Here is a 14,170-nt window from a genome sequence, read left to right as displayed (position 1 = left end):
ATCGGTGCTACAGACGCGACATGACCCGGACACCCTTGCAAAGGGTGGTCACATAAAGGGTCATTGTTGTGGTCAAGTCAGCTGCAGCCATGTGCGCATGATGGATAGGGTGCAGGCGTCGGTCAAGTCCGACGCCTGCACCCTTGTCCGAATCCGCTGCAGCTTTTAAGGCTTTGACATGTCCATCTCTCAATTTTCCGGCAAGACGATTGCCATCGACTTCGAGACCGCGACTGAGGCGCGCGCGAGTGCCTGCTCCATCGGCCTCGCCTTCATCGAGAACGGCCGTGTCGTGCGTGTCGAGGAGCGCCTGATCCGGCCACCGGAGAACCGCTACTCGCCGTTCAACATCGCCATTCACGGCATCCGGCCCGAGCACACTGCCCATGCCCCGGAGTTTGCCGACGTCATGCTCGAATTCGCCGCCGATTTCGAGGGGGCGCGGATGATCGCGCACAATGCCTCTTTCGACTTTTCTGTGCTAAGGGCCAGCCTCGATTTTTCGGGGCTGGAGTATCCGGAACTGTCCTATCTGTGCAGCGTCAAGCTCGCCCAGCGCCACTGGCCCTCGCTCGGATCGCACCGGCTGAACGTGCTGGCCGCGCATCTCGGTTTCAGCTTTCAGCACCACAATGCCGCCGAAGATGCGCGCATCTGCGCGGAAGCCTGTCTCGCCATGGCTTTGGAGGCCGAGGTCGAAGACCTCTTCGATCTCGCTCTGAAGCTGGGGCTCAATCCGGGGCGTCTGCACCGGCAAGGCTATGATGCCTGCTCCTTTGCCCGCAAGCCGAAGAAGAAGGCGCTCGCCTTGCAAGCGTGACCGGGCATCCTATCTTCAGGTATATCACGAAGGAGTGAACTCGATGTCGATCCGCAAAGCCACTGTTGCTGCAGTCATTCTCGCCTCGACGGCGATCCCTGCATCGTCCGAAGTCGTCGGCAAGGTCGGCGTGGACTGGGTCGGCAATGACATCGTGATCGAAGCGATGACCGATCCGGAAGTGAAGGGGATTACCTGCCACGTCACCTATTTCGATCGCTCGATCATCGATCGCCTATCCAAAGGCAACTGGTTCGAGGATCCCTCCAACAACTCGATTGCCTGCCGTCAGACAGGGCCGATTGAAATCGGCGACATCGATCTATCGGACGATGGGGAAGAGGTCTTCCGGGAAGGGCTGTCGATCATCTGGAAGTCGCTCGTCGTCAATCGTATCTACGACAAGAAGAACGATACTCTGATCTATCTCGCCCATTCACGACAGGTTGTCGAAGGGTCGGCCAAGATGGCGATCTCGACGGTGCCGCTGTTCAACCAGACGGTCGTCTGGACTTCGGGCAAGCCGAACTGACAGACCAGTTTTGGGGGCAACTCGGATTGGTGTGCCGGGTGTGACATCTGTCACTTCAACGGGGCAATGCCCTGGTTCATGCATTTTGAACCGGCACCGCGTCACCCCCAATTTCGCAGCCGGGCGGAGAGCATCCTGTTCAACTCTCCACGCAAAGACGCCCTGGAGCCTTGCGGATCCAGGGCGTTTTCATGCGGTGACCGATGTCTTACTTGACGTAGACGATCTTGCCGCCGTTGGCCGCTTCCTCAACGTGGAAGACGTTGGTGGCCTGAACGCTCTCGGCCTCGAGAGCCTGGGCGACCGCCGGGTCAGACGAAATCAGCGCCTGCGCTTCAGTCATCGACTCCGAGCTGTTGGCCAGCTGCGAAAGACGGGTGTGTTCAGAACGGTTCTGGTCGTTGTCCAGGCTGTCGAGGCGAACGATGTTGACGCCCTCGGTTGCCATGGTCGTGGAATTGGTCATGGTCGTGGTGTCGACCATCGGTTCAGCGGTCTGGGCAAGGGCAACGCCCGAAACGGAGGCGATGGACATGGCACCGGCGAGCGCAAGCTTTACTGCAGAATTCATGGTCTTTCTCCTTGGTTTCTTTTCGAATTTTCTGCTTCTTGGGAAGCTGACAGGAAAACGCGGGACCACGGAGAGGGTTCCGGCAAGCGTTAAAATTAATTATATAAAATAACGGATATTCATCATAATTTCTTAAAACAAAAATACACGCCACCGGTGAGGCCGATCGCGTTCATAAAGAAGCTGGAGAAAAAATGCCCCGCGGATACGGAGCATTTTCCTGGGAAGGTAAGTCGGCTCAAGCTGCCTGAGCAAGCTCGTCGGCAATGACGGTGTCGAGGTTCAGGAAGCAGACCATCGACTTCTCGAGTGCGACGATGCCGCGGCAGAAGGCGCGCTGGGTTTCCGGGATGATCTCCGGTGCCGGCTGCAGGTCTTCACTCTTGATCGTCATCATGTCCGAGACCTGTTCGACCAGGAGACCGACCAGCTTGCCGGCGATGTCGGTGACGATGATCGCTGCGCGTTCCGACGGTTCGGTCATCTTCATGCCGAGACGGCAGGCCATGTCGATGACCGGGATTACGGCGCCGCGCAGGTTGATGAGGCCGAGAACGTAAGGGGGGGTATGCGGCATCGGGGTGACCGGTGCCCAGCCGCGGATTTCGCGGATGGCCATGATGTCGATGCAAAATTCCTGGTCGCCGAGATGGAAGGATACGATTTCCAGATAGGCGCCCGACTGTTTGATGGCATTACTCATGTTCAGAACTCTTCCCAGTGTTCCTGTGCTGCGGCAGCAGAGGCTGTTGCCGTGGCGGTACGGTTGAACGATCCCGCAACCTTGTTCATCAGCGCCCGTGCGGGAGACGGTCTCTGAGGGGAGGCAGCGCGCGCAGCCTCCTGATATTGGTCATGAGCAGCCTCGCCCAAGTTCACCTTGAACTGTCCAACAAGCCGCGAAAGGTTTTCCGCGTCACTTGCCAGCGTGTGGCTCGCCGCATTGGTCTGCTCCACCATCGCGGCATTCTGTTGCGTGACCTGGTCCATCTGGCTGACGGCCGAATTGATCTCGCTCAGTCCAACTGATTGTTCTCTCGCGCTGGTAACGATTGCCTTAACGTGCTCGTTAATTCGTAAAACATCTTCGCCAATCCGGTGGAGCGCCCGTCCGGTCGCGGTGACCAGCTCCACCCCGGAGCGCACTTCGTCGTTGGAACGGGTGACCAGGGTCTTGATGTCACGTGCTGCATCGGCCGCGCGTCCGGCGAGGGCGCGGACTTCCTGCGCCACAACGGCGAAGCCCTTGCCCGCTTCGCCGGCGCGGGCTGCCTCGACGCCGGCGTTCAGAGCGAGAAGGTTGGTCTGAAAAGCGATTTCATCGATGACGTTGATGATCTTGCCGATTTCGTCGGTGGCATCCTCGATGCGGTTCATCGCGGACATGGCGTCGTTGACCACCGCGCCGGATTTCTCGGCATAGTCCTTTGCGTTGTCGACCATATGGCTGGCTTCTTCTGCCCGGTCGGTTGCGCTCTTCACGGTCTCGGTGATCTCGGAAAGGGCGGCGGACGTTTCCTCGAGCGAGGCAGCCTGCTGCTCGGTGCGGCGTGCAAGATCGTCTGCGGCGCTCTTCATCTGCTGGCTGTTGGCGCGAATCGAGCTGCTGTTGGTCGCAATCTCGGTCATAACCCGCTTGAGGTTCGAGGCCACTTCGTTGAAATCGATCCGGAGCCGCTCGAGATCCTGCGGGAAGGGCACAACGATGGTTGCGCAGAGATCACCCTGAGACAGGCGGGTCAGTCCTTCGCCGAGCGCATCGACCGCGAGCTTGAGGGCGCGCGTGTCGGCCTCCATGGTTGCCGTGCGGCTCTCGCGCTCAGCCTCGTTCTGCCGGCGCTGGGCAAGGCTTGCTTCCTCCAGGTCATGCTTCTCGATAGCCGCCTTGCGGAAGATATCGGCCGAACGGGCCATGCCGCCGATTTCGTCATGCCGGTCAGTCCCGGCGACTTCCGTCTGGTAGTCGCCGTCCGTGATGCGCTGCATGCTCGTGCGAACGAGCCGGATGCCGTTGGCAATCGAGTTGCCGTGAATGAGCTGTAGTGCGATGACCGAGAAGAAGGCGATACTGCCCAGCCCAAGCTGGAAGGTCAGCGCCTGATTGCTTCGACGGGTCGCCTCGTTTGCGAAGTCTTCGACCAGATTGCCACCGAGTGCCGAGAGGTTGTTGAGTACGTCACCGAGGCGCTCCCCCGAACCGTCGATCGCATCGTCGATGGCTGCGTAATCTGCTTCCGGCGCGCCGGTCTCGACCATGCGCTTGAGATCCACCTGGATGGCTTGTGCCACGGCATTCAGGTCGGCTTCATAACTGCCGACTTCGCCCGGCGCACCCGCTTCAGCCGCAACTGATGCCAGCACGGACGCCCCATCCCGAAGAAGGGTCACCGCGGCATTGATGATCTCCATGCGCTCCGGCTGGATGCTTCCTTCGCCGCGGTCGATGATCGTATCCATAGCCGCCAGCACCATGTTGGCGTTGGCGAGGCGCATCTCGTTGATGCGCTCGACTTCGTTCTTGATCTCGATCGAGTCCTGAATTGCCGTCGATATGCGTGCGTTCTGGTACCAGCCGACGGCCAGCATCGAGCCGATGCCCAGCACTGCCGCGGCGCCCAGCGTCATCAGACGCTGTTTGACTGACAGGTCTTTACCCGTAATGAGATTGACCATGAAACTCCCCAGCCCTTGTCCCGGTTGCTCCTGCACGCCGGTGACGTGTCATGCGCAATCCGGAGAGGAGTATTCCGGCGGACGATCATGTCCGCTTGGCCCGCTTGAGCCAAAACGCCGATACAGAATCTCTAATATTAGTTAATCAAGAACTAATAGTGCGGCCATCGGTCGAATTCCTTGTCTCTCGCGAGTTAGGTGGCTGTGATTGCGCGACGATAAACGTGCCAAGTTGCGTGTCCTGCGACCGGCAAGACGACCAGCAGTCCCAGAAAAAGCGGCACCATGGCGAGGATAGCCAAGGCGGCGATGATCAGCCCGAAGACGAGCATGGGGGCTGCATTCTCGATCACCGTGCGCATGCTAGTCAGCATCGCGGTCACGAAGTCCACATCGTGATCGAGAAGCAGCGGCATCGAGATGACCGTTGCGCTAAAGAGGATTATTGCAAGGACTGCCCCAACAACTGTGCCCACAGCGAGGAACATCAGACCTTCCGGGGTGGTGAGCACGACATTGACGAATGCGTCGAGGGTTGCGGGAACGCGGAAGCCGAGGAACAGCGCCATCAACAGGCGTACCTGGTAGATCCAGATCCAGAAGATGAAGAGCACGACGAAGGCCATCCAGGACAGTTGCCGCTCGCGCTGGCGAAAGACTTCGGCAAGGATTGCCTTCCAGCTTATCGTTTCGCCAAGCGTGTGCCGGCGGCTGATCTCGTAGAGACCGACAGCAATAAACGGTCCGATAAGCGGGAAGCCGATCGCAACCGGAATGATCATCCATGGCAGGTGGTAATAAGCGAGCATAACCGCGATGAAGATGCCGCCTGCGGCATAGATTGCACCAAAAAACAGGCCGTAAGCGGGATAGCTGCGAAAGTCACGCCAGCCGTCGGAAAAGGCTGCACGGATATCGTTCATGCGCAGCCGGTTGATCTGCAGCTTCGGCAGAGAGCCCCGATCGAGTGCCTGCTGTTCCATGCGTCCCTCCCAAGACATGCGGTGCTGCGACAATCTGTCAGAAACTACCACGTGTGTTCCTTGATATCCGTCAAATCGCAAGGCCGGGAGTTCAAATTCTCGCGTTTCCTCCGGACCGAACTGCGCTATCATGGCGTCATGTCCGATTTCGCGCGCTCACAGAAATGGTTGCCTTTGACCGCCCTCATGCTTGCGGGGACGCTGTTCACCGTGGCTGTGTTTCTTGGCTGGTTGCATTACGGCTCGGACATCTTCCTAAGCCTGATCGAATCCGGTCTGGCCTATTGCTTCTAGTCTTCGTGCTCCGTGACAAATCAGCGCTCGTTGCAGCATTTACAGCGAGTTGAATTGCCTTCTTTCGTCGGGAGGCTTATCCGGCTGGGCGAGAAGTTCGATTTCAAGGGAATGCCATCATGAAAACGGTCAGGGTCATCTTGTGGGCGGCGGTCGTCGTCATGGCGGGTGTTCTCGGCTGGCTGACCTATTCGGTCACGCAGTCGGATCAGAAGATCGCGGAGGCGCCCTTCGGTGTGCCGTTTGAGCTCGTCGACCAGAATGGCCAGCCGATCACCGAACAGGCTTTCCGCGGCAAGCCGACGGCGCTGTTCTTCGGCTTCACCCATTGCCCGGAAGTCTGCCCGACTACGCTCTTCGAGCTGGATGGCTGGTTGAAGCAGGTCGATCCCGACGCCAAGGGTCTGCAGGCGTATTTCGTGACGGTTGATCCCGAGCGGGATACACCGGAGATCCTCGGCCGTTACGTCTCCAACGTTACCGATCGGGTGAAGGCGATTGCCGGGGAACCCGACAAGATCGCCGAGGTCGTCAGGGGGTTCCGGGTCTACGCGAAGAAGGTCCCGCTCGACGAGGCGCAGCCCGATGGTGACTACACGATGGATCATACCGCTTCGATTTTCCTGCTCGATGCCGAGGGACGCTTCAAGGGCACGATTGCTTATGGCGAGAACCCGGATACGGCCGTCAAGAAGCTCGAAAACCTGATGAAGGGCTGACGGTCCGTACCCTGGCGGAGGTTGCCATGACGGCGATTGCGTTGTACCGCAACGCCTGACCCCCGTGACCTCCGAGGAAGACCCGACCGTGAGCGAAATCCGCCTCTATGTGACCACCACCGAGAAGAACGCCAACCGGATCCTCGATCTGATGAGCTTCGCTTTCGGCGAGGAGGATTATGCGATCGCGACCACCGAGGTCGATGAGAAGGCGGATATCTGGGAGGCGTCCATCTATATGATGGCGGACCAGGAAGACGAGGTCAGGCCACGTGTCGAGGACCTGCTCGCCGAAGAATTCGCAGATGCGACGATTGTGCGGGAGGTCATCCCTGACATCGACTGGATCGCCAAATCACTCGAAGGCCTGAAGCCGGTGCGCGCCGGTCGCTTCCTGGTGCATGGTTCGCATGACCGCGACAAGGTGCAGGCGCACGACGTTGCCATCGAGATCGACGCTGGCCAGGCCTTCGGGACGGGTCATCACGGCACAACGGCAGGCTGCCTGGAAGTCATCGAGAAGGTGGTTCGCTCTCGCAAGGTCCGCAATGCGCTGGACCTGGGTACTGGCAGTGGTGTTCTGGCAATCGCCGTGCGCAAGCTGCTCCCGGTGCCGGTTCTCGCGACGGATATCGACCCGATCGCCGTCCGCGTCGCCAAGGATAATGCCCGTCGCAACCGGATCGTCGAGGGGATCGACTTCCGCACGGCGCCCGGGTTTCATTCGACGGCTTTTCGCGAGCATGGACCGTTTGATCTCGTCATTGCCAACATTCTCGCGAGGCCGCTGATCAAGATGGCACCGCAGCTGGTCGCGCATCTCGCGCCGGGTGGCTCCGTCATCCTCTCCGGTATCCTTGCCGAGCAGCGCTGGAAGGTGATTGCGGCCTATAGCGGCCAGGGCCTGTCGCATGTGAAGACGATCTGGCGCAACGGCTGGGTGACAATCCACTTCACGCAAGGGAAGGGCTGACACCTAACGTCAGCTACCGCAGAATAGAAAAAGGCGGCCCGCAAGGAGCCGCCTTTTTGGCACAGGCATCATGCCGCGCCGGGGTCCGCGAGCGTGGGAGGAGCGCTCAAGCGGATGCTAGACTGGACGGTCGTTCAGACCAAGGTTTGTTCAGATGATCGAGTGCTGATGCGGGCGACGGCGCAGTTCTTCGCGCTTCAGGCCCATGGCCTCCAGCGATGCGTCGTCGAGCGACAGCAGGGCACCCGTCGTATAGAGATCGGCGCGGCGCTGGCGTGCCTCGACGAGATTGTTGAGGGCGGTGCGCAGGAAAGACTTGGCCATCTCTCGGTTCCTTTTCGGTTGCGGACGCTTCGTTGCTCACGTCCTCGATGACCCTGATATAGTCTGATCCGCGATGCTCAGTCAGAGGGCTTGAAGCACGGGAGGTCTGCGAATGCTGCATAGCAGCATAAACTCTGCCTGAATTTGCGGCATAACGATATCAGCGGGCGCGCATATGCTGCGAAAGCGTGCGGCGGTGGTGGTGGGGGCGATGTGGCCTTGCTATAAGCCCTGACAGAATCCGAAACCGATCGCGAGCCATGCCATGTTTCAGTCCTTTGAGGTCAAGTCCACGCCGCTTCACGGCAAGTCCAGGATCGCAGCCCTTCGCGCGCTGTTTGCCGAACTTCAGATCGATGGACTGCTCGTGCCTCGCTCGGATGAGTATCTCGGAGAATATGTGCCTGAGTCTACCGAGCGTCTCGCCTGGGCGACGGGCTTCACCGGTTCCGCCGGCATGTTGATGGTAACTGAAACGCTCGCCGTCGTTTTCGTCGATGGCCGCTATGTCACGCAGCTTGCCCAGCAGGTCGATGCATCGGTGTTCACGCCGGGCGACCTGGTCGGAGAGCCGCCGCACAAATGGATCGAAAACCGTGCACCGAAGGGTTTCCGTCTCGGCATTGACCCTTGGACCCATACGGGTGCGGAAGTCCGGCGGCTGGAAAAGGCGCTGGCCGACAAGGGCGGCAGTCTGGTCTTCCTGCCTTTCAATCCCGTGGATCGCCTATGGACCGATCGTCCGGCCGAGCCGAAGGGCGCGGTGACGATCCAGGCGCTGAACCAGGCCGGTGTTTCTGCCGCCGACAAGCTGAAAACCATAGCAGCCGATCTCCGCGACAGGGACCTGGCAGCCGTCCTGATTGCCGACCCCTCGTCGGTTGCTTGGATTTTCAACCTTCGTGGCAGTGACGTGCCGCATACGCCGCATCCGCTGTCGCGTGCGATCATCAAGGCCGATGGTTCGGCCGAACTCTTCCTCGACAGCGCAAAGACCAACCTCGAAGTCGAAAGCTATCTGCGCGATCTCTGCGAGCAGGTGGATCCGGCAGTTCTTTCCGAACACATCGAGCGGGTTGCGCGGGACGGTGCCCGCATTCTGGTCGACCCCGACCTCACGCCTTACGCACTTTCGCGGATGATCCGCGAGAGCGGTGGTGAAGTGGTCGAGGGCAACGACCCGGCAAAACTCGGCCGGGCAGTCAAGAACATGGTCGAGCTCAACGGCTCGGCGGCCGCACATCTGCAGGACGGTGTGGCGATGGTCGAGTTCCTTCACTGGTTCAACGAACAGCCACATGGCAGCCTGACGGAGATTGCGGCGGCGAAGAAGCTCGAAGCCGTGCGTGCGGCGGTTGGCGAGCGCATGCAGAACCCGCTCAAGGACATTTCCTTCGACACGATCTCCGGTGCCGGCGAAAATGCCGCCATCATGCATTACCGCGTCACCACCGAAAGCGACCGACAGATCCGCTCGGCCGAGATGTTCCTGATCGATTCCGGTGCGCAATATGTGAACGGCACCACCGACATCACCCGCACGCTTGCCGTCGGCAAGGTGCCAGAAGAGCAGAAGCGTTTCTTCACGCTGGCGCTCAAGGGCATGATCGCGATCAGCACGGCGCGTTTCCCGAAGGGCACGCGTGGTTGCGATCTCGATCCCCTGGCGCGCATCGCGCTCTGGAAGGCCGGTGCCGACTTCGCCCATGGCACGGGCCATGGCGTCGGTTCCTATCTCTCGGTGCATGAGGGGCCGCAGCGGATTGCCCGGCTTTCGACGCAGGAGCTGCTGCCCGGCATGATCCTGTCGAACGAGCCCGGCTATTACCGCCCGGGCAGCTTCGGCATCCGCATTGAAAACCTGATCTATGTGCGCGAAGCCGAGGCGATCGAGGGCGGTGACCAGCCGATGCTCGGCTTCGAGACGCTCACCTTTGTGCCGATCGACCGCGCGCTGATCGTCGAGGACCTGCTGACGCGCGATGAGCTGCAATGGCTGGATGCGTATCACGCCAAGACGCGGGCCGAACTCTTGCCGTTGATCCCGGACGCTTCGACGCGGGCGTGGCTGGAGCAGGCAACGGCGCCCTTTGGGCGCTGAGCGTCAGCCGAGGAACTGACGCATCAGCATGACGGCGGCCCAGCCGCCGATCAGCATCGGAATGGCGCCGAAGCGCAAGCCGATCAGGAAGGCCGCCGCCATGGCGACCTTCACGTCGATCTCGCCATAGAAGAAGGCGGGCGCGACGAGCGTCGTCAACACCGCTGCCGGAACGGCGTTCAGCGCCGCTTCCAAGCGGGGCGGCATATGCTTCAGGCGCTTCACCAGAATGTAGCCGCCAATGCGGGTCGCGAAGGTTGCAGCAGCTGCGGCAGCGATCAGCAGCGTCATGTAAGGCGTCAGGAGGGTGGTCATCAGATCGTCTCCTCGCGCTCGGCTCGCTGATCAGGCAGCGGCAACAGGGCCGCGAGCACGACGCCGGCAAGCGCCCCGACGCTGATATGCCAGGGGGAGCCGATCAGATGCTGGGCGATGACCGAGACCACGGCACTGACCGCCACAATCAGCAGGAAATTGCCGCGCTTGCGGAAGCCGAGCACCAGGCCGAGAAAATAGATGGGCAGCAGCACGTCGATTCCCCAGTCCGCCGGGTCGCCCATCGCCTTCCCGACCAGTCCTCCGACGGCCGTCATGGCGACCCAGGGCACATAGATCATCGCTCCGAAACCGAGATACCAGGGGAAGGAAACGCTGCGGCCGCTTTCGCCACGCGCCAGCGTTTCGGCGAATTGCGGATCGGTGAGCAGGAAGAAGCTCAGCATTTTCTGAGGCAGCGTGAAGTGATCCATGAAGGGCGTGATCGCGGCCGAATAGAGGATGTGCCGGAAGTTCACCGCGAGGATCGAGAGCACCACGACCCACATGGGCACCGCCTGACCGAAGAGCTCAATGCCGACCAACTGACTTGCGCCGGCATAGACGGTCGCGCTCATCAGGGCGGCCTCGGCGACCGTCTGGCCGTTTGCCACTGCCACGGCACCAAACAGCACGGCGAAAGGCCCCGCTGATATGATGACGGGGAGGGCCTTCAATGCACCCACGGTGAACTCTGATCGGGACATGGCGCAGTTTCTCACATTTATCTGCTGGCTAGCCGCTGTCGGCTTGTCGGACAAACCAATTCCGCTGATGGAACGACCATCGGCATTGATGATTGCCTATTGGCGTGGACGGTTGTTGGCGTCTTGTCGAAAAGTCGCATTCAAGGAAGATCACGGACTGCCCCGGCTCCGGCTTCATCGACGTGGCTGTCGATTGCGGTCAGATCGTCACCGGGCTTCGCCCGTCAATTACGACCCGCTTGCGCTGTGAAAGCGGCGGATACCTGAAAATACTGTGTTCAGGTTCCTCCTGGATCAGCGTTCCATCCACTTCGACCGCGCTGATCCAGGATAGGCCATATTGGGTGGCAAGATCCCGAACGGCCCTCCAATGCGCCGCTTTAGCAGTGTCTCCGGCTCGGATGGCCGTTCTGATATAGGTGATGCACTCTTCGGACAGTCCCACTGTCAGAGGGTGTCCCCATGCCTCACGCAGCGTACAAAAGTCGCGCCAAACCTCGCCGCTGACAACAAAGATCACGTCGGGGCGATAGTCTTTCATCGTCCCGGCTCGACTGGCAAATAAAGGCGTGTCGCAGCCTCGATGTAAGCGTTCCGCAGCGGCGACCGCGCTTCATCGAACTCCGTAGAGCTACCGGTTAAGTCGGAGAAACCATTCCGGTCAGCTGAGGGACACATCGGAATTTTGGCTACTTCTTCGGCCGGATCTGGAAGGTGTGTTCCTGACCGGGGAAGACGCGCTCCTTGACCTCGGTCGCGTAGTCGCCTGCGGCTTTCTCGATCACCTCGGCGAGCTCACTGTAGTGCTTGACGAAGCGTGGTTTGAACTCGTTGAAGAGGCCCAGCATGTCATCGGAGACGAGGATCTGTCCGTCGCAGGCCGGCGAAGCGCCGATGCCGATGGTCGCTGCCATCACCGTGGTCGTGATTTCGCGCGCCAGGGGCTCGACGGTCCCCTCGATGACCATGGCGAAGGCGCCGGCTTCGTCGATCGCCTTGGCATCGCGGCGGATCTTGTCCTGTTCGGCCTCGCTATGCCCCTTCGAGCGATAGCCACCCGACGTATTCACCTGCTGCGGCATCAGGCCGATATGGCCGAAGACGGGCACGCCGCGGCTGACGAGAAATGCGACGGTCTCGGCCATTTCGGCGCCGCCCTCGAGCTTCACTCCGTCACAGCCGGTTTCCTTCATCAGGCGGACAGCATTGCGGAAGGCCTGTTCCTTGCTCTCCTGGTATGCGCCGAAGGGGAGGTCGACGATGACGCAGGCACGGGATACGCCGCGCATGACCGCCTGGCCGTGGGCGACCATCATGTCCATGGTTACGCCAACCGTCGTGTCCATGCCGTAGAGCACCATGCCGAGGCTGTCTCCGACGAGCAGCAGGTCGCAGTGGCGGTCGAGGATGCGGGCGATCGGGGTCGTGTAGGCGGTCAGCGACACGATCGGACGGTTGCCCTTCAATGCCGTGATGTCGGCCGGGGTCAGGCGTTTCTGGCGGGGGGGTGTGCTCATGTCAGGCGGCCTCCATGCCGGTGGCGGCCGCTTGGCCGATGATACGGTTGTCGAGAAGCTTGGTCTTGCCGAAGCGAACATAGAGAAGAACGAGTGCTGTGGTCGTCACGGTCTCGATGCGCTCCAGCGTGCGCGGATGGCGGATAGCAACGACTTCCGGCTCTGCGAGCGGTTCCGTTTGCAGGAATTCAATGAGTTTTGCTTCCAGGGTCGCGACGTCGCGGATGCCGGTCAGCAGAAGCCTTTCTGCCTCGGCGAGGGTCTTCGGCACGATCACGGCTGCAGCGCGTTCGGCGGGCGAGAGATAGACGTTGCGCGAGGAGCAGGCGAGACCGTCGGCCTCGCGGACGGTTGGAACGGGCACGACGCGCACCGGTTGTGCGAGGTCCACGACCATCTTCTGGATGATCGTGACCTGCTGATAGTCCTTCTCGCCGAAATAGGCGGCGTCCGGCTGGACGATGTTGAAGAGCTTGGTGACCACGGTCGCGACACCGGCGAAGTGGCCCGGACGGGCCTCGCCCTCAAGCTCGGAGCCGAGCTTCGGCAGATCGACGACCGTCTGCATCGGTTCGGGATACATGTCTTCCACGCCCGGCGCGAAGAGATAGTCGACGCCGGCCTCTTCGAGCATGGTGCTGTCGCGGGCGAGGTCGCGCGGATACTTTTCCAGATCCTCGTTCTTGCCGAACTGAAGCGGATTGACGAAGATCGAGACGACCGTCACGTCGTTTTCAGACTTGGCGCGGCCGACAAGGCTCAGATGCCCCTGATGCAGGTAACCCATGGTCGGCACGAAGCCTATGGTCTGGCCGGCGCGGCGGCGGGGCGCGAGCTTCTGTCGCAAAGCGGCGATCGTGGTGACGACTTCCATGACCGGCGTCCTCCCTGTCTTCTCACTGGCTCGGCTCTAGCGCTTGCCGTCAAAAAAGGCAATCGCACGAATCCTTTGCAGAAACTTCCTCAGAAACCGATTCGGCCGCTGTCGATGATCTCGACGCCCGCCTCGCGCATGGCTTCGATCGCATCCTCCACGCCCTTCGCATCGATGCCACGGCAGCCATCGGAGATCAGGCGGACCTTGACGCCCGGCAGCATGTCGACGGCATCGAGAGCCGAAAACTTCACGCAGTAGTCCGTGGCAAGCCCCATGACGTCGAGTTCGGTCACGCCCTTTGCCTTCAGCCAATCGGCGAGACCGGTGAGGGCTGATTTGTCATTGTCGCGGAAGGCGGAATAGCTGTCGACGGCGGGGTTTTCGCCCTTGCGCTGGATGTAATCGATGCGGTCTGTGTCGAGATCGGGGTGAAACTCCGCGTCAAGCGTGCCCTGAACGCAATGGTCCGGCCACATCACCTGCGGCTGCCCGGAGAGTTCGCCCATGTCGAAGGGCTTCTTTCCCGGATGTTGTGAGGCGAAGCTGCCATGGTTTGCCGGGTGCCAGTCCTGCGAGGCGACGACGAGATCATAGGCGCCATGCGCCATCAAACGGTTCGCCACGGGCACGACCGCGTCGCCTTCTGCAACCGGCAGATTGCCACCCGGGCAGAAGCCGTTCTGGATGTCGATGAGTAGCAGAGCCTTGGTCATGATCGCACTCCCATTCTTGTGCGGCGCAAGATGGCAATCGCCAGCCGCGGG

General features: G+C 60.8%; 16 protein-coding genes. 5 read left to right on the top strand and 11 right to left on the bottom strand.

The features are described from left to right. The first annotated feature begins 178 nt into the window (after window positions 1-178). Complete coding sequence (locus ACQKP1_RS12045) at window positions 179-820, top strand: 3'-5' exonuclease (RefSeq protein WP_427275403.1); 642 nt, start codon at window positions 179-181, stop codon at window positions 818-820. Window positions 821-863: 43 nt separating this feature from the next. Continuing rightward, complete coding sequence (locus ACQKP1_RS12040) at window positions 864-1,352, top strand: CreA family protein (protein WP_427275402.1); 489 nt, start codon at window positions 864-866, stop codon at window positions 1,350-1,352. Window positions 1,353-1,560: 208 nt separating this feature from the next. Here the strand turns inward: ACQKP1_RS12040 and ACQKP1_RS12035 are convergent, their stop codons facing one another. The 4 genes from ACQKP1_RS12035 to ACQKP1_RS12020 all read right to left on the bottom strand — a co-directional run bounded on the left by ACQKP1_RS12035 (window position 1,561) and on the right by ACQKP1_RS12020 (window position 5,579). After that, the gene (locus ACQKP1_RS12035; RefSeq protein ID WP_203016597.1) at window positions 1,561-1,923 is read right to left on the bottom strand and encodes a hypothetical protein; all 363 of its coding nucleotides are present in this window, start codon (window positions 1,921-1,923) and stop codon (window positions 1,561-1,563) included. Between the two features lie 238 nt (window positions 1,924-2,161). After that, window positions 2,162-2,626, bottom strand: coding sequence for a chemotaxis protein CheW (locus ACQKP1_RS12030; protein WP_203016596.1), 465 nt, complete (start codon window positions 2,624-2,626; stop codon window positions 2,162-2,164). Between the two features lie 2 nt (window positions 2,627-2,628). Beyond that, on the bottom strand, window positions 2,629-4,596 hold the full coding sequence (locus ACQKP1_RS12025; protein ID WP_427275401.1) for a methyl-accepting chemotaxis protein: 1,968 nt from the start codon (window positions 4,594-4,596) through the stop codon (window positions 2,629-2,631). Between the two features lie 194 nt (window positions 4,597-4,790). Next, window positions 4,791-5,579, bottom strand: a complete 789-nt coding sequence (locus ACQKP1_RS12020; protein WP_427275400.1) for a DUF2189 domain-containing protein — start codon at window positions 5,577-5,579, stop codon at window positions 4,791-4,793. 413 nt (window positions 5,580-5,992) lie between these two features. On the opposite strand from ACQKP1_RS12020, the gene ACQKP1_RS12015 reads away from it, so the two are divergent. Beyond that, window positions 5,993-6,592, top strand: coding sequence for an SCO family protein (locus ACQKP1_RS12015; RefSeq protein WP_427275399.1), 600 nt, complete (start codon window positions 5,993-5,995; stop codon window positions 6,590-6,592). 88 nt (window positions 6,593-6,680) lie between these two features. Continuing rightward, window positions 6,681-7,565 (top strand): 50S ribosomal protein L11 methyltransferase, encoded by an 885-nt coding sequence (locus tag ACQKP1_RS12010; protein WP_427275398.1) that lies wholly within the window; start codon window positions 6,681-6,683, stop codon window positions 7,563-7,565. Window positions 7,566-7,715: 150 nt separating this feature from the next. Here the strand turns inward: ACQKP1_RS12010 and ACQKP1_RS12005 are convergent, their stop codons facing one another. Then, window positions 7,716-7,889: a hypothetical protein gene (locus tag ACQKP1_RS12005; protein WP_006725966.1), complete on the bottom strand. Its 174-nt coding sequence runs from the start codon at window positions 7,887-7,889 to the stop codon at window positions 7,716-7,718. 265 nt (window positions 7,890-8,154) lie between these two features. Here ACQKP1_RS12005 and ACQKP1_RS12000 point away from each other — a divergent pair, with 265 nt between their 5' ends. Beyond that, the gene (locus ACQKP1_RS12000; RefSeq protein WP_427275397.1) at window positions 8,155-9,990 is read left to right on the top strand and encodes an aminopeptidase P family protein; all 1,836 of its coding nucleotides are present in this window, start codon (window positions 8,155-8,157) and stop codon (window positions 9,988-9,990) included. 3 nt (window positions 9,991-9,993) lie between these two features. Here the strand turns inward: ACQKP1_RS12000 and ACQKP1_RS11995 are convergent, their stop codons facing one another. From ACQKP1_RS11995 to pncA, 6 genes are all read right to left on the bottom strand, one after another. Continuing rightward, complete coding sequence (locus ACQKP1_RS11995) at window positions 9,994-10,305, bottom strand: AzlD family protein (protein ID WP_427275396.1); 312 nt, start codon at window positions 10,303-10,305, stop codon at window positions 9,994-9,996. Beyond that, window positions 10,305-11,012 carry an AzlC family ABC transporter permease gene (locus ACQKP1_RS11990; RefSeq protein WP_427275395.1) on the bottom strand — a complete coding sequence of 236 codons (708 nt, stop codon included), beginning with the start codon at window positions 11,010-11,012 and terminating at the stop codon, window positions 10,305-10,307. Before ACQKP1_RS11990 ends, ACQKP1_RS11995 begins: the two co-directional genes overlap by 1 nt. 199 nt (window positions 11,013-11,211) lie before the next feature. Beyond that, complete coding sequence (locus ACQKP1_RS11985; protein WP_427275394.1) at window positions 11,212-11,553, bottom strand: hypothetical protein; 342 nt, start codon at window positions 11,551-11,553, stop codon at window positions 11,212-11,214. Between the two features lie 148 nt (window positions 11,554-11,701). Further along, a complete protein-coding gene (panB, locus tag ACQKP1_RS11980) occupies window positions 11,702-12,529 on the bottom strand; it encodes a 3-methyl-2-oxobutanoate hydroxymethyltransferase (RefSeq protein ID WP_427275393.1) in 828 nt (275 codons plus the stop codon). Window position 12,530: 1 nt separating this feature from the next. Then, complete coding sequence (gene panC, locus ACQKP1_RS11975; RefSeq protein ID WP_427275392.1) at window positions 12,531-13,403, bottom strand: pantoate--beta-alanine ligase; 873 nt, start codon at window positions 13,401-13,403, stop codon at window positions 12,531-12,533. A gap of 89 nt (window positions 13,404-13,492) precedes the next feature. Then, entirely contained in the window at window positions 13,493-14,119 is a 627-nt protein-coding gene (gene pncA, locus ACQKP1_RS11970) for a bifunctional nicotinamidase/pyrazinamidase (protein WP_427275391.1), read from the bottom strand. Window positions 14,120-14,170 lie beyond the last annotated feature (51 nt).

Source organism: Allorhizobium sp. NPDC080224 (genome assembly GCF_050281005.1).
In the GTDB taxonomy this organism is placed as follows: domain Bacteria; phylum Pseudomonadota; class Alphaproteobacteria; order Rhizobiales; family Rhizobiaceae; genus Allorhizobium.
This window is presented reverse-complemented; position numbering and strand designations above follow the sequence as displayed.